The sequence below is a fragment of the Kitasatospora sp. NPDC054795 genome, assembly GCF_053611565.1.
In genome coordinates this window covers 1-14,455 of the sequence record NZ_JBSHAP010000175.1, presented here as the reverse complement: position 1 = coordinate 14,455, position 14,455 = coordinate 1, and the positions used below count along the sequence as shown (strand labels likewise).

13 protein-coding genes are annotated in these 14,455 nt (G+C 73.2%); 7 read left to right on the top strand and 6 right to left on the bottom strand.

Annotated elements, in window-relative coordinates; all coding sequences use genetic code 11:
• Positions 1 to 176 precede the first annotated feature (176 nt).
• From ACWGJO_RS37795 to ACWGJO_RS37770, 6 genes are all read right to left on the bottom strand, one after another.
• A complete protein-coding gene (locus ACWGJO_RS37795; protein WP_452190178.1) occupies positions 177 to 1,637 on the bottom strand; it encodes a catalase in 1,461 nt (486 codons plus the stop codon).
• A 113-nt stretch (positions 1,638 to 1,750) separates the two neighbouring features.
• Complete coding sequence (alc, locus tag ACWGJO_RS37790; RefSeq protein ID WP_452190177.1) at positions 1,751 to 2,947, bottom strand: allantoicase; 1,197 nt, start codon at positions 2,945 to 2,947, stop codon at positions 1,751 to 1,753.
• 10 nt (positions 2,948 to 2,957) lie between these two features.
• Positions 2,958 to 4,346 (bottom strand): allantoinase AllB, encoded by a 1,389-nt coding sequence (gene allB / locus ACWGJO_RS37785; protein WP_452190176.1) that lies wholly within the window; start codon positions 4,344 to 4,346, stop codon positions 2,958 to 2,960.
• 147 nt (positions 4,347 to 4,493) lie between these two features.
• The gene (locus ACWGJO_RS37780) at positions 4,494 to 5,636 is read right to left on the bottom strand and encodes a glycerate kinase (RefSeq protein ID WP_452190175.1); all 1,143 of its coding nucleotides are present in this window, start codon (positions 5,634 to 5,636) and stop codon (positions 4,494 to 4,496) included.
• 473 nt (positions 5,637 to 6,109) lie between these two features.
• Entirely contained in the window at positions 6,110 to 7,018 is a 909-nt protein-coding gene (locus ACWGJO_RS37775; RefSeq protein ID WP_452190174.1) for a 2-hydroxy-3-oxopropionate reductase, read from the bottom strand.
• A 169-nt stretch (positions 7,019 to 7,187) separates the two neighbouring features.
• Positions 7,188 to 8,054, bottom strand: a complete 867-nt coding sequence (locus ACWGJO_RS37770) for a TIM barrel protein (RefSeq protein WP_452190173.1) — start codon at positions 8,052 to 8,054, stop codon at positions 7,188 to 7,190.
• Positions 8,055 to 8,238: 184 nt separating this feature from the next.
• Between ACWGJO_RS37770 and ACWGJO_RS37765 the strand changes: the two genes are divergently transcribed.
• The 7 genes from ACWGJO_RS37765 (at position 8,239) to ACWGJO_RS37735 (ending at position 14,349) form a co-directional block, all read left to right on the top strand.
• The gene (locus tag ACWGJO_RS37765) at positions 8,239 to 8,493 is read left to right on the top strand and encodes a thiamine-binding protein (RefSeq protein ID WP_452190172.1); all 255 of its coding nucleotides are present in this window, start codon (positions 8,239 to 8,241) and stop codon (positions 8,491 to 8,493) included.
• Positions 8,490 to 8,870 carry a helix-turn-helix domain-containing protein gene (locus ACWGJO_RS37760; protein ID WP_452190171.1) on the top strand — a complete coding sequence of 127 codons (381 nt, stop codon included), beginning with the start codon at positions 8,490 to 8,492 and terminating at the stop codon, positions 8,868 to 8,870. The genes ACWGJO_RS37765 and ACWGJO_RS37760 overlap by 4 nt, the downstream gene beginning before the upstream one ends.
• Positions 8,871 to 9,131: 261 nt before the next feature.
• On the top strand, positions 9,132 to 9,635 hold the full coding sequence (gene uraD / locus ACWGJO_RS37755) for a 2-oxo-4-hydroxy-4-carboxy-5-ureidoimidazoline decarboxylase (protein ID WP_452190170.1): 504 nt from the start codon (positions 9,132 to 9,134) through the stop codon (positions 9,633 to 9,635).
• A gap of 97 nt (positions 9,636 to 9,732) precedes the next feature.
• Positions 9,733 to 10,068, top strand: a complete 336-nt coding sequence (uraH, locus tag ACWGJO_RS37750; RefSeq protein ID WP_359911797.1) for a hydroxyisourate hydrolase — start codon at positions 9,733 to 9,735, stop codon at positions 10,066 to 10,068.
• Between the two features lie 33 nt (positions 10,069 to 10,101).
• Positions 10,102 to 11,022, top strand: coding sequence for a factor-independent urate hydroxylase (gene pucL / locus ACWGJO_RS37745; RefSeq protein WP_452190169.1), 921 nt, complete (start codon positions 10,102 to 10,104; stop codon positions 11,020 to 11,022).
• A gap of 377 nt (positions 11,023 to 11,399) precedes the next feature.
• Positions 11,400 to 12,887: a nucleobase:cation symporter-2 family protein gene (locus ACWGJO_RS37740; RefSeq protein ID WP_452190168.1), complete on the top strand. Its 1,488-nt coding sequence runs from the start codon at positions 11,400 to 11,402 to the stop codon at positions 12,885 to 12,887.
• Positions 12,888 to 12,963: 76 nt separating this feature from the next.
• Positions 12,964 to 14,349 (top strand): 8-oxoguanine deaminase, encoded by a 1,386-nt coding sequence (locus tag ACWGJO_RS37735; RefSeq protein WP_452190167.1) that lies wholly within the window; start codon positions 12,964 to 12,966, stop codon positions 14,347 to 14,349.
• The last annotated feature ends 106 nt before the right edge of the window (positions 14,350 to 14,455 follow it).

Below are 14,455 nucleotides of genomic sequence, written 5' to 3'. Positions count from 1 at the left end.
GCCGTCCGTGCATATCCGTGCACAACCCGTGGCGCCCCCCCGCCCGACTTGGGACGACGCGGGGGGCCCCTCCCCCCCCGCCCAGGGGGGAGGGGCCCGCCCGCGGGGCCGCCGGGTGCGGGCCCGGCGGCCGTGGGAACGGTGGTGCGGATGGTGGGTCGGCCCGCCGCCGGTGCTCAGCCCCCGTCGCCCTCCCGCAAGGTGGTGACGGCGGCGGCCAGCCGGGCGCCGAACTCCTCGTCCGCGGCGCGGAAGTGGGCGAGGTTGCGCTCCACCACGTCGTCCCGCGAGACCTGCGCCAGGGAGCCCGCGAGGTTGTCGATCAGACGGGACCTCTCGCCGGCCGACATCAGCCGGTACAGCTCGCCGGCCTGGAAGAAGTCGTCGTCCTTGGCGTGCGCCGGGGTGGCGCAGGTGCCGGTGCGCCCCGCCACCTCGACCGGCGCGGACAGCGCGGCGCCGGTCTGGGTGGGCCCGCCGTACGAGTTGGGCTCGTAGTTCCTGCCGCGACCGGCGCCGTTGACGGCCATCAGGCCGTCCCGGCCGTAGTTGGCGGCCTCGGTGGCGCGCGGGGCGTTCACCGGCAGCTGGGTGTGGTTGACGCCGAGGCGGTAGCGCTGGGCGTCCGCGTAGGCGAACAGGCGGCCCTGGAGCATCTTGTCCGGGGACGGGCCGATGCCGGGCACGAAGTTGTTCGGCGAGAACGCGGCCTGCTCGACCTCGGCGAAGACGTTCTCCGGGTTCCTGTTGAGGACCAGTCGGCCGACCTTGACCAGCGGGTAGTCGGCGTGCGGCCAGACCTTGGTGAGGTCGAAGGGGTTGAAGCGGTAGTCCGCGGCGTCGGCGACCGGCATCAGCTGGACGTGGAGGGTCCAGGACGGGAACACCCCGCGCTCGATGGCCTGGTGGAGGTCGCGCTGGTGCGAGTCGGCGTCGCCGCCGACGACCTCGGCGGCCTGGCCGCCGTCCAGGCAGCGGATGCCCTGGTTGGTCCTGAAGTGGTACTTCACCCAGTAGGCGTCCCCGTCGGCGTTGACCCACTGGTAGGTGTGGGAGCCGTAGCCGTTCATGTGGCGGTACGAGGCCGGGATGCCGCGGTCGCCGAACAGCCAGGTGATCTGGTGGGTCGAGGCCGGCGAGTGGGCCCAGAAGTCCCAGACGTTGTCCGCCTCCTGCACGCCGGTGTACGGGTCGCGCTTCTGCGAGTGGATGAAGTCCGGGAACTTGACCGGGTCCTTGATGAAGAACACCGGCGTGTTGTTGCCGACGAGGTCGTAATTGCCGTCCTCGGTGTAGAACTTCACCGCGAAGCCGCGCGGGTCGCGCACCGCGTCGCCGGAGCCCAGGTTGCCGGCCACGGTGGAGAAGCGCAGGAAGACCTCGGTGCGCCTGCCGACCTCGGAGAGGAAGCCCGCCCGGGTGTACCGCGCGACCTCGTCGGTGACCTCGAAGTAGCCGTACGCGCCGGAGCCGCGGGCGTGCACGACGCGCTCCGGGATCCGTTCGCGGTTGAACCGGGCCAGCTTCTCCAGCAGTTGCTGGTCCTGGATCAGCAGCGGGCCGTACGCGCCGGCCGAGGCCGAGTTCTGGTTGTCGGCGACCGGGGCACCGGACTCCGTGGTCAGGATCTTGGGCATGGAGGGTCCTTCGGGTGTCGATAAGGGCGGTGCGCGGAGAAATGGGTGACGTATCGTCAGATCCCGCTCCGGACGGTTTCCACGGATTCCGGGGCGGGAGGTCCGACGGGTCGTCAGCCGCCGAACAGGCTCCGGACGACGTTCGCGGCCGTCACCGGGTCGGCCGCGGGACGGGCGGCGGTCAGCGCGGCGGCCTCCTGCGCGACGGCACCGGCCCCGGTGAGGGCCGCGACGGCCTCGGCGGCCGGGAGGGCGTTGAACCAGCGCAGCGCGAGGGCCGCGCGGCCGGCCCCGGTGAGGCGGCCGGTGAGCCGGAGGCGGGCCAGGCCGCCGTCCGGGTGGACGTTGATGCGTACGTGGGTCACCGGGCGGCCGGCGTCGAGCCGGAAGCGGTGCCGGGTGTCGGGCTGGAGCCTTGTGCGGGGCAGGAGTTCGAACCACTCGCCGTCGGCCGGGTCCGCCCCGGTCGAGGCGTCGAAGCCGATCAGGTCGGCCCAGCCGGGGGCATTGGCGACGAAGCAGGAGGTGTCCACTTCGGCGGCCAGGACCTCACCGCCCCCGGCCAGGGCGATCTGCACCCAGTCGTTGGCCTTGTCGCGCCGACGCCGGGTCTCCCAGCCGTCGCCCATGACGGAGGCACGGCCGGGAGCGTTCAGGTTGTGCGGGGAGGAGAAGTAGCGGTCGGACGCCGCCTCGGCCACACCGCCGTACTCCTGGGCGGCCAGGTCGAAGGTGAGGCCGTCCAGTTCGCGCGGGTCGGGCAGCACCTCGCCGTGCACCCGCAGCCGGGCGACGCCGCCGTCCGGGAAGATGTTCAGCCGCACATGGGTGTAACGGGTGCCGTCCGCGACGGCGAACTCGTGGGCGGTGTCGCCGCTCAGCGCGGTGCGCGGCACGATCGTGGTCCACTCGGCGCCCCGGAGTTCCTCGGGCGAGGGGTGGCCGGGGACGGACGCGGCCTCGACCGAGGCGGACTCCGGATAGTTGCCGGTGAAGTGGGCGGTGTCCACGATCACGCCGTGGACCACCCCGGCGACGCCGAGCCGCACGATCGTCCAGTCGTGGTCCTCGTCGGTGGGGTGCGGCTGCTCGGCGGAGACCCCGCGGCGGCGCTTGGACTCCCAGCCGTCCATGATCTGGCCCTTGTGGCCGAAGGTGTGCGGGCGGAACTCGGCCGGCTTGGCGACCAGCAGGTTCTCGGCGTCCGCGAAGGTGTCCTCGTTGGTGGCGACGACGCCCGCGCCGAGCAGTCGGGAGGCCAGGTTGACCAGCTCGGTGAAGGGAGCACTCGGGGTGTCGGCAGTGGTCACTGACTCTCCTTTAGGCGCGTACGGGCGGGGTGGTGGTGGGACGGGATCGGGGCCGGGCGAGCTGCCGGCCGAAGGGGCGGGCCGCGGGGTCCACTTCGCGGCCGCGCAGCCAGGTGGTGCGCACCGCGCCGGTGAGGGTCCGGCCGGCGTAGGGGGTCACCGGGTTGCGGTGGTGCAGCCCGCTCGCCCGGACGGCGAATCCGCCCTCGGGGTCGAAGGCGACCAGGTCCGCGTCGTGACCGGCGGCGATGGCGCCCTTGGTGCCGGTGAGACCGACCAGTTCGGCCGGTCCGGCGGACATCCAGCGCACCACGTCGGACAGGGTGCGGCCGCGGCGGCGGGCCTCGGTCCAGACGGCCGGCAGGCCGAGCTGGAGCGAGGCGATGCCACCCCAGGCGGCCGCGAAGTCGCCGCTGCCGCCGTACTCGGGCAGCAGCTTGAGGTCGGGGGTGGACGGCGAGTGGTCGGAGACGACGGCGATGAACTCGCCGTTCGCCAGGGCCTCCCAGAGCGCGTCCCGGTTGGACTCGTCGCGTATCGGCGGACAGCACTTGAAGGCGGTGTCGCCGTCCGGCACCTGCTCGGCCGCGAGCGTCAGGTAGTGCGGACAGGTCTCGGCGGTCACCCGTACGCCGTCCTCGCGGGCCTGCCTCAGCAGCGGCAGGACGGCGGCGGAGGAGACGTGCAGGACGTGCACCCGGGCGCCGGTGCGCCGGGCCGCGTCGAGCAGCCGGGCGACCGCCGCGGTCTCCGCGCCGGCGGGCCGGGAGGCCAGGAAGTCCCGGTAGTGGACGCCGGGTTGCTGCGGGGCGGCGGCGAGCACGGCCGGATCCTCGGCGTGGATGATCGCCAGTGCCCCGATCCGGGCCTGCTCCGCCAGCGCCGCCTCCAGGTCCGCGGCCTCGACGTGCGGGAACTCGTCCACTCCGGAGGGGGCGAGGAAGCTCTTGAAACCGAACACGCCCTCCCGGTACAGCGGTTCGAGGTCGGCGACGTTGCCGGGGACGGCGCCGCCCCAGAAGCCGAGGTCGACCCAGGCCTGGCCCTCGGCGGTCTTCCGCTTGAGCACCAGCCCCGCCACCGTGGTGGTGGGCGGGATCGAGTTGAGCGGCATGTCGATGATCGTGGTGACGCCGCCGGCCGCGGCGGCCCGGGTGGCGGTGGCGAAGCCCTCCCACTCGGTGCGGCCGGGCTCGTTGACGTGCACGTGGGTGTCGACCAGGCCGGGCAGCAGGGCGGTGTCGCCGAGGTCGACGAGCTCGCCCCCGGCGGCCGCCAGCGAACCGTGCGGGGCCGTGCGGGCGATCCTCCCGCCCTGGATCAGCACGTCCGCGGGGCGCTCGCCGTCGGGCAGGACCGCCCGGCGGGAGCGGATCACCGTGGGCTGGCCGAAAGGCATGGGGGACCTCCGAAACCTGGGAGTCGAGGGTGGTGGAGCAGGGTGGAGGCGAAGGATTGCCGGGAGCCTAGGCCCGCCTTCAACAAAACGTCAATGGTCGGACGTGCGGGGCCCGGGCCCGCGGGACGGTCCGGTACGTGCCGGGGTTCAGCCCGGCAGCAGCTCGCCGGCCAGCCGCTCCCCCGCGAGTTCGGCCAGCTCGCCTGCCCTGGTCATGCTCTCCCCCGGCCGCTCGGCCAGGTCCGTCAGGGCGATCGCGGCGGTGAAACCGGCAGCCCGCCACTCGGGCTCGGAGAGCTCCAGCCGGCCCGCCACGGCGGCCACCCGAACCCCCGCCCGGGCGGCCGCGGCGGCGACTCCGGCGGGGGCCTTGCCGTGGAGCGTCTGCGCGTCCAGGCAGCCCTCCCCGGTCACGACGAGGCGTGCCCCACGCACGGCCCCGTCGAAACCCAACAGGTCGAGCAGCAGCTCGATGCCCGGGCGCATGGTGGCGCCGAGCAGGGCCAGGGCGGCGAAGCCCACCCCGCCCGCGGCGCCGGCGCCGGGCGCCTCCCGGAGGTCCCGCCCGGTGGCCTCGGCCACCAGGTCGGCGAACCGGGTCAGCCCCTCCTCCAGCACCACCAGGTCCTCTCCGTCGGCGCCCTTCTGCGGGCCGTAGACGGCCGGGGCGCCGCGCGGGCCGAGCAGCGGGTTGTCCACGTCGCAGGCCACCACGACCTCGACCCCGCCCAGGGCCTCGGCCAGCGGGCCGAGGTCGATCTCCGCGAGCCGGCGCAACGCGGCGCCGCCGGGCGGCAGTTCGACGCCGGCGGCGTCGAGCAGCCGCACCCCGAGCGCCTGCACCATGCCGGCGCCGCCGTCCGTACCGGCGCTGCCGCCCAGGCCCAGCACGATCCGCTCGACGCCGAGCGACACCGCCCTGGCGATCAACTGGCCGACCCCGTAGGACCCTGCCGTCAGCGGGGCGGCGCGGCCGCCGGGCAGCCGGGCGAGGCCGGAGGCCTGCGCCAGCTCGACCACGGCGGTGTCGTCCCGGACGGCCAGCGCGGCGTCCACCGGCAGGCCGGTCGGGCCGGCCACCTTGGCCGGGACCCGACTGAACCCGGCCGCGAGCGCGGCGGCCAGGGTACCCTCCCCGCCGTCGGCGACGGGCAGTTCGCGCACCTCGGTGCCGGGCGCGGCACGCCGGATGCCGGCGGCGATCCGGGCCGCCGCCTCGGCGCCCTCCAGGCTGCCCTTGAACTTGTCGGGGGCGACGACCACATGGCCCTGGTGGGGGATGGCGGGCATGGCGCGGTCCTCGCTTCCGTACGGGTCTGGCGGTGGCTCTGCGGTGTGCGTCCAGCATGGGCCCGGGTGTCCCGGGGGGCCAGTGCCCGGGCCGGGGCGGCCGGCGGGCCGCCCCGGCGGGGGTCCGATCGGGACGGTCCGGGGGCATCAGCCCGGATGGGGCGGTCCGGAGGGGCGGTCCGGAGGGGCGGTCCGGAGGGGTGCGCCCCTCCCCGCCGTCTCCCCCGTCCCGCTTCCGATGTTCGGGGGCTCCCCTCGGCGGGGAGGAGGCCCGGCGACGCGTACCGGGCACGACCGAAGTGCCCCCAGGGGACGTACGCGTCACCGGCTCGGAGCGACCGGCGGGCGGGCGGATGAGCCCCGGCCCGCACGCCGGCCGGGCCTGGCCTCCTGGCGGCGCGGGCACGACCGGAATGGGTACACGCCGCCAGGAGGAGCTCGGGCCGGGGGCTCCGCGCGGGAGCCCCCGGGGATCAGGGCCGGTCGGACCCGCCCTGTGCGGCCCCGCGCCCGGAGAGCCGCTCGACGCCGCGCAGGAGCGCCGAGTGGTCGAGCGAGCCGTCGCCGCTGGCCCGGGCGGAGGCGACCAGCTGGGCCACCACGGCGCCGACCGGCAGCGCGGCGCCCACGGCGCGGGCGGCGTCGGTGACGATGCCCATGTCCTTGTGGTGCAGGTCGATCCGGAAACCGGGGGCGAACTCGTGGTTCAGCATGTTCGCCTTCTTTCGGTTGAGCACCGTGGAGCCGGCCAGTCCGCCGCCGAGCACGTCCAGCGCGGCCGCCAGGTCGACGCCGGCGTTCTCCAGGAACACGACGGCCTCGGCGAGCACCTGGATGTTGGCCGCGACGATCAGCTGGTTGGCGGCCTTGACGGTCTGACCGGCGCCGGCCGGGCCGACGTGGACGACCGTGGTGCCCAGCGCGTCGAACAGCGGCCGGGCCTCGGCGAAGTCCTCGGCGGCGCCGCCGACCATGATCGACAGGACGGCCTCGACGGCGCCCGCCTCGCCGCCGGAGACGGGGGCGTCCAGGGTGCGGACGCCCTTCTCCCCGGCGGCGGCCTCGACCTTGATCGAGGTCTGCGGGGTGATCGAGGACATGTCGATCACCAGGGTGCCGGGCGCGGCGTTCTCCAGCACCCCGCCCTCGCCCAGGACGACCTGCTCGACCTGCGGGTCGGCCGGGACCATGGTGATGACCACCTCGGCGCCCTTCACCGCGTCCGCGATGCTGGTGGCACCGTGGCCGCCGGCCGCGACCAGGACGTCGATCGGCGGCCGGGTGAGGTTGAAGCCGGTGACGTGGTGGCCGGCCCTGACCAGGTTGGCGGCCATCGGGCTGCCCATGATGCCGAGGCCGATGAAGGCGATCTTGCGGCTCATCGCGTCGAGTTCCTTACGTGTGCGGGTGGGAGGTCGGGTGGGTCGGCGGCGCGGCCCGGCGACGCCGCGCGGGTCGGCGGCACACGGCTCGGCGGCACACGGCTCGGCGGCGGGCACGTCGGCGGCATGCGGCGCGGCGGCTCCGATCGGCTCCGCCGTGCGGCTTCGGCTACCTGACGGCGCGCAGTTCGCGCGGCAGCCACCCGAAGCTGTCGGCGCTGACGCCGGTGGAGGGGCGGTACTCCAGGCCGATCGAACCGCGGTAGCCCGCGGCCGTGAGCCTGGCGAAGAGGTCCTCGAAGTCCAGGTCGCCGGTGCCGGGCTCGTTGCGGCCCGGCTGGTCGGCGATCTGCACGTGGCCGATCCGGTCGGCGTACGCGTCGATGACCGCCGGCAGGTCCTCGCCGTTCCTGGCCAGGTGGTACAGGTCGCAGAGGAACCTGGCGTTCCCGAGGCCGGTGGCGGCGTTGACCTTGTCGACGACCTCGACGGCGGCGGCGGCCGAGACCAGCGGGTAGTGCGGCGACTCGTCCTTGTTCAGGGCCTCGACGAGCAGGATCGCGCCGATCCCGTGCGCGGCCCGCGCGGCGAGCACCAGGTGCTCCAGCGCGAGCGCGTCCTGCTCGGCCGGGTCGACGCCCTCGGCCCGGTTGCCGTACAGCGCGTTGAGCGCGGTGGCCCCGAGCGAGGCGGCGAGCTCCGCGGCGACCGGGAGGTTGGCGCGGAAGCGGTCCCGCTCGGACGGCACCGAGACGGTGCCGCGGGCGCCCAGGCTCAGGTCGTCCAGGAGGTTCAGGCCGGTGAGCCGTACGCCGGCGTCGGTGAACGCCTTGCGCAGCGCGTCCAGTTCGGCCTGCGAGGGGTCGTGTTCCGCCCCGAAGGGCCACCACAGTTCGGCGGCCGTGAAGCCGGCCGCGGCGGCCGCGGCGGGGCGCTCCAGGAGCGGCAGTTCGCCGAACAGGATCGACAGGTTGACCGTGAAGCCGTGCTGGGCTGCCGCCGTCACGTCGCTCACCTCGCTTCTCTCTTCCTTCATCCGCAACTTCCACGATACGGAAGGGGGATTCTGTGTGGTGGAAGCATCTCCGGCCCGCCGAGCGAGTGTCAAGGGAGTCGCAACAATTTGTTGAAGCCGTCTCGCGGCCATGCCGCCCCCGGGGCCGGACCGTTCGATCACCCGGGCCCTGCCCGCCCGCACCCCCGCTCGCTACAGTGACCCCGTGCGATTGATGGTGGAGTTCACGACAGAACCGTTCGAACTGGACACGTTCCCGGAGCACGCCGCGGCGGCCCGCAAGGTCGTCGACGAGGCCGGCCTGGCCGTGTCGGTCGGCCCCTTCGGCACCGGCGCCGAGGGCGGGGCCGAGCAGATCCTCGCGGCGGTGACCAAGCTGCTCAGGGAGACCCTGGACGCCGGGGCGACCCGGATCTCGGTCCAGGTCAGCGTGCTGGGCGAGGAGGACGGTACGCCGTGACCGAGAACGTGGAACACCCGCTCGCCGCGGCGGTGAAGCCGCTGCTGGCCGCGATCGGCGCGACGCCCGTCCCCCTGGACGAGGCGAAGCCCGACGACGTGGTCCTGGAGTGGGAAGGCGTCCCGGCCCTGGCCGTCCGACTGCCCCACCTGGGCAGCGCGCTGGACCGGCTGCTCACCGAGATGACCCGCCAGTTCGACGGCCGCCCGCTGGCCGAGCTCGACCGACTGGAGAAGCAGCGGGTCGTCGCCCTGCTGGAGGAGCGCGGCGCCTTCACCGTCCGCCACGGCGTGGAGACCGTCGCCTCCGCCCTGGGCGTCAGCCGCTTCACCGTGTACAACTACCTGAACCGCCAGGACGGCGCGAAGCCCTCCTGACGCCCCGGCTCGACGCCCCGGTTCGACGCCGTCCGGGGCACGTGCGGGCCCCCGCCCCGGGGACTTCCGAACGGGTGACCCCGCCGGCCCGGCAGGAGTGGATCGGCCTGCGGCGGGGCACACTTGGCGAATCGCACACGAAAGGGCCCGGCATCGCGGCCCGGTTCAAAACGTAACCACCAACAGTTCAACAAAGTGTTGACGGCCGGGTGGGGCCGATCTAGCTTTTCCGGGTGGCACCACTCTTCAGGAGGTCCACCCGTGACCAACCACCCCCACGCCCTTGACGCCCTGGCCGCGGCCGACGCCGCGGAGCTGGAAGAGATCCTGCTGGAGGTGTGCTCCAGTCCCCACTGGGCCGCCGCGGTCGCCGCGGCCGGGCCGTGGTCCGACCGCGAGGCCCTGCTCGCCGCCAACGCGGCGGCCATGGCGTCACTGACGACCGAGGACCTGCACGACGCGATGGCCGGACACGCCCGGATCGGCACGCCCGTGGCGGGCGACGCCACCTCCGAGCGCGAACAGGCCGGGATCCGGGGTGTGGAGCAGGCGGTCCTCGACGAACTGAGCGCGGCCAACGCCGCCTACGAGGCCAAGTTCGGCCACGTGTTCCTGATCTGCGCGACCGGCCGCACCGCGGTCGGCATGCTCGCCGCCCTGCGTGAGCGCCTCCCCAGCGACGCGGCCGCCGAGGCGGAGACCGTCCGTGAGGAGCTGCGCAAGATCAACGACATCCGACTCGACCGCCTGCTCGACACTTTCTGACGTTCCGTCACGTACTGTCGCACCGAACCCTTTCGGGAATTCCACAACGGAAATCTGACGCATCATCACCTCTGCGATCAGTAAGGCCACTTCACCCATGACCGGCATCTCCACCCACGTGCTCGACACCAGCCTCGGCCGACCGGCCGAAGGCGTCCCGGTCGAGCTCGCACTGCACACCGAGGGTGGCTGGCAGGTGCTCGGCACCTCCGCCACGGACTCCGACGGCCGGGTCGCGGACCTGCCGGCCGTGGAGGCGGGCTCGGTCGTCCGGCTGCTCTTCGGCACCGGCGCGTACCACGCGCTCAAGTCCGCCGAACCGCCGTTCTTCCCCGAGGTCTCGATCGTCTTCACGGTCGCGCCCGAACAGCACCACTACCACGTGCCGCTGCTGCTCAACCCGTTCGGATACTCGGTCTACCGCGGAAGCTAGTGAACCGACCTTGAAAAGCTTAGGAGCCACGTCATGGCCCACGTGCTCGGCCAGAACCAGTACGGCAAGGCGGAGAACCGCATCGTCCGGATCCACCGCGACTCCTCCCGGCACGAGATCAAGGACCTGAACGTCTCGGTCTCGCTCCGCGGCGAGTTCGAGGACGTCCACCTCACCGGGTCCAACGCCAACTGCCTCCCCACCGACACCACCAAGAACACCGTCTACGCCTTCGCCAAGGAGCACGGCATCGAGTCGGCCGAGGCGTTCGGCATCCTCCTGGCACGCCACTTCGTCGACGACACCGAGCGCGGCGTCGTGCACAGCGCCCGGATCCGGATCGAGGAGTACGCCTGGGACCGGATCAGCACGCCGGACAGCTCGGCCCGCTTCATCGGCTCGGAGGAGGTGGGCCACTCCTTCGTCCGCAGCGGCCAGGAGGTCCGCACCAGCGAGATCGTCTACGACGGGGAGTCCATACAGGTCGTCTCCGGTCTGAAGGACCTCGTCGTCATGAACTCCACCAACTCGGAGTTCTGGGGCTACATCAAGGACGGCTACACCACCCTCCAGGAGGCGTACGACCGCATCCTCGCCACCCAGGTCACCGCCCGCTGGAAGTTCGGCTACAGCGGGAAGGACGGCGAGGCCCAGCCCCACTGGAACCGCTCCTACACCCAGGTGAGGCGGCACCTGCTGGAGGCTTTCGCCGAGACCTACTCCTACTCGCTGCAGCAGACCCTGCACGCGATGGGCACCCGGGTCCTCAACAACCGCGCCGAGGTGGACGAGGTCCGCCTCGAACTGCCGAACAAGCACCACTTCCTGGTCGACCTGGAACCGTTCGGCCTCAAGAACGACAACGAGGTCTACTTCGCCGCGGACCGCATGTACGGCCTGATCGAGGGCACCGTGCACCGCGAGGGCGTCGTCCCGGTCATCCCGGTCGCCTGACCTCCCCCACCCGGTGGACGCCGCCCGGAAATCGCCGCACCCTCCGGCCCCCACGGACCGGTCGGGTGCGGGCGGACCGCTCCATCCACGGCAACCGCTCCTGCGGTTCCACCCGCAGCAGCCGTTCCATCCGCACCAGCCGTTCGACCCGCACCAGCCGTTCCATCCGCTCCAGCGGTTCCGTCCGCACCAGCGGTTTCTCCACCCCCACCCCCACCCACCGGAGTTCGTGCCTGCCTCGCGGCGGCCGGCCCGGGGCACTGGAGAGGCCGGCCGAGGGATCCTTGCACCGCCGTCCCGTCCTCGGTCACATCGGCACAAGCCGCACTCCAGCGCCACGGGCGCGCCGGGAGCCACGGGCACAAGAGGGGCTCGACATGGCACCCAGCAGCACCAGCAGTACAGACGGCGGTTCCACCTCGGCGGGAACGCACGGCCCGGACGGCGCGGCGGACCACCTCCCCGGCGGGCCGCCCCGGCCCGGGACCCACCCCGTGGACGAGTTGCTGCCCCCGGTGAAGCTGTTCTCCACCGGACTGCAGCACGTCGCCGCGATGTACGCGGGAGTCGTCGCACCCCCGCTCATCGTCGGCGCCGGCGTCGGGCTCTCCCCCGCCGAACTCGCCCTGCTCATCTCGGCCAGCCTGTTCACCGCCGGACTGGCCACCCTCCTCCAGACGCTCGGCATCTGGCGGATCGGCGCTCGGCTGCCGTTCGTGAACGGCGTCTCCTTCGCCGGCGTCGCGCCCATGATCGCCATAGCGAAGGGCTCCATCGAGAAGACGGGCGGACCGAAGGACGCCCTCCCGGTGATCTTCGGAGCGGTGATCGTCGCGGGGCTGCTGTGCTTCCTCGCGGCGCCGTACTTCTGCAAGCTCATCCGGTTCTTCCCTCCGGTCGTCCAGGGCACCGTGATCACCCTCATCGGGGTGTCCCTGCTTCCGGTAGCGGTCAACTGGGCGCGCGGCGGCTCGCCGGGCGCCCCCGGGTACGGCTCCACGCGGGCCGTCGGCCTCGCCGCGGTCACCCTCGTCGCGGTGGTGCTCTGCAACCGGCTGCTGCGCGGTTTCTGGCAGCAGCTGTCCCTGCTCATCGGTCTGGCGCTCGGCACCCTGATCGCCTTCCCGCTGGGGCTGGCCGACTTCGGCGCGGTCCGGGACGCGAAGGTCTTCGCGCTCCCCTCGCCGTTCCACTTCGGCGCGCCCCTGTTCGACGCCGCCGCGATCGTCTCGATGTGCGTCGTCATGGTGGTCGCGATGACCGAGTCCACCGCCGACATGCTCGCCCTCGGCAGGATCGTCGATCGCGAGGCCGACGAACCCACCCTCGCCGCCGGCCTGCGGGCCGACGGTCTGGCCACCGCGCTCAGTCCCGTCCTCAACGGCTTCGCCGCCAGCGCCTTCGCCCAGAACATCGGGCTGGTGGCACTCACGAAGATCCGCAGCCGCTTCGTGGTCGCGGCCGGCGGAGGCATCCTGGTCCTGCTGGGGCTGTTCCCCGTGCTGGGCTCGGTCGTCTCCCTGGTTCCGCAGCCCGTCCTCGGCGGCGCCGGGATCGTGCTCTTCGGCACGGTCGCGGCCAGCGGCATCCGCACCCTCGCGGAGGCGGGCATGGAGTCCGGCTCGCACACCATCCTGGTGTCGGTCTCGCTCGGTGTCGGCATCATCCCGATCGCCGTGCCGACGTTCTACGACTCCTTCCCGGAGGCCGTCCGGACCCTGATGCACTCGGGGATCTCGGCCGGCTGCGTGATGGCCGTCCTGCTCAACCTGCTCTTCCACCACGTCGGAGCCGCCCGCCGGCCCGGGTCCGACCAGGCCCCCGGCGCGACGGTACCGACGGTACCGACGGCGACACCGTCCTGACCGGCCCGGGAGAGGCGTGCACCGTGCGGTGCGCGCCCTCCCCGGCCCTCCCCGGCCCTCCCCAAGGAGTCACACCATGGCAGTCCAGCCCCCGCCCGCCGACCGGCGGATCGTGATCGAGAACGCCGCGATCGCCACCGTGGACGCGAACGACACCGAGTACGCCCGCGGCCACGTGGTCGTCCTCGGCAACACCATCGAGACGGTGGGCGACGGCCCCGCCCCCGCGTGGCTGGACAACGTGGTGCGCCGGATCAACGGCGAGGGCCACCTGATCACCCCCGGCCTGGTCAACACCCACCACCACTTCTACCAGTGGATCACCCGCGGCCTGGCCCAGGACGACATCCTGTTCGACTGGCTGGTCGCCCTCTACCCGACCTGGGCCCGGATCGACGAGAGGCTCGTGCACGCCGCCGCCCAGGGCTCCGCCGCCGCACTGCTCAAGTCCGGCTGCACCACGGCCTCCGACCACCACTACGTCTTCCCGAAGGGTGGCGGCGACGTCCTCGGCGCCTCCATCGAGGCCGTCCGGGAACTCGGCCTGCGCTTCACCGCGCTGCGCGGCTCGATGGACCGCTCCCAGAAGGACGGCGGACTGCCGCCGGACCACGCGGTCGAGGAGCTGGACGACATCCTGACCGCCTCCGAGGCCGCCGTGGACCGCTACCACGACTCCTCCTTCGGCTCGATGCTGCACATCGCCATCGCGCCCTGCTCCCCTTTCTCCGTCTCCACCGACCTGCTCCGGAAGTCCGCCGAACTCGCCCGCCGCAAGGGTGTCCGGCTGCACACCCACGGCTCGGAGACGGCCGAGGAGGAACAGTTCTGCAAGGAGCTGTTCGGCATGGGGCCGACCGACTACTTCCAGTCGGTGGGCTGGCTCGGCGAGGACGTCTGGATGGCGCACTGCGTGCACATGAACGACTCCGACATCGCCAAGTTCGCCGAGACCGGCACCGGCGTCGCCCACTGCCCGTCCTCCAACGCCCGCCTGGCGGCCGGCATCGCCCGGGTGCCCGACATGCTCCGGGCCGGCGTCCCGGTCGGGCTCGGCGTCGACGGCACCGCCTCCAACGAATCCGGCGAGCTGGGCACGGAGCTGCGCAACGCGCTGCTGATCAACCGCCTGCACGGCTCCCCCACCGCGCTGACCGGGCGGCAGGCGCTGCGCCTGGGCACCATGGGCGGCGCCCGGGTGCTCGGCCGGCAGGACGAGATCGGCTCGATCGAGGCCGGCAAGCTCGCCGACCTGGCGTTGTGGAAGATCGACGGGATCATGCACTCGTCCATCGCCGACCCGGTCGCCGCGCTCACCTTCGGGGCGCTCCCGCCGCTGTCGGTGCTCTTCGTCAACGGCAACGCGGTGGTCGAGAAGGGGCGCCTGGCCACCGTCGACGAGGACCGGATCGCGCGCGACTGCGCCCGCGCCGCCCGCGAGCTGGCGGCCCGTCCGCTCTGACGCCCACCCCTGACTCCGGGGGCGCCCAGGGACGGTGCGCCCCCGGACTCCGCACACCCCGACGGGTGTGCGGACCCCGGCCCCGGATCCACGGCGAGGATCCGGG

Coding starts and splice junctions, on each gene's coding strand:
- ACWGJO_RS37795 (WP_452190178.1), bottom strand. CDS start 1,637: ATGCCCAAGATCCTGACCACGGAGTCCGGTGCCCCGGTCGCCGACAAC.
- allB (WP_452190176.1), bottom strand. CDS start 4,346: ATGCCTTTCGGCCAGCCCACGGTGATCCGCTCCCGCCGGGCGGTCCTG.
- ACWGJO_RS37780 (WP_452190175.1), bottom strand. CDS start 5,636: ATGCCCGCCATCCCCCACCAGGGCCATGTGGTCGTCGCCCCCGACAAG.
- ACWGJO_RS37775 (WP_452190174.1), bottom strand. CDS start 7,018: ATGAGCCGCAAGATCGCCTTCATCGGCCTCGGCATCATGGGCAGCCCG.
- ACWGJO_RS37770 (WP_452190173.1), bottom strand. CDS start 8,054: ATGAAGGAAGAGAGAAGCGAGGTGAGCGACGTGACGGCGGCAGCCCAG.
- uraH (WP_359911797.1), top strand. CDS start 9,733: ATGACCGGCATCTCCACCCACGTGCTCGACACCAGCCTCGGCCGACCG.
- pucL (WP_452190169.1), top strand. CDS start 10,102: ATGGCCCACGTGCTCGGCCAGAACCAGTACGGCAAGGCGGAGAACCGC.
- ACWGJO_RS37740 (WP_452190168.1), top strand. CDS start 11,400: ATGGCACCCAGCAGCACCAGCAGTACAGACGGCGGTTCCACCTCGGCG.
- ACWGJO_RS37735 (WP_452190167.1), top strand. CDS start 12,964: ATGGCAGTCCAGCCCCCGCCCGCCGACCGGCGGATCGTGATCGAGAAC.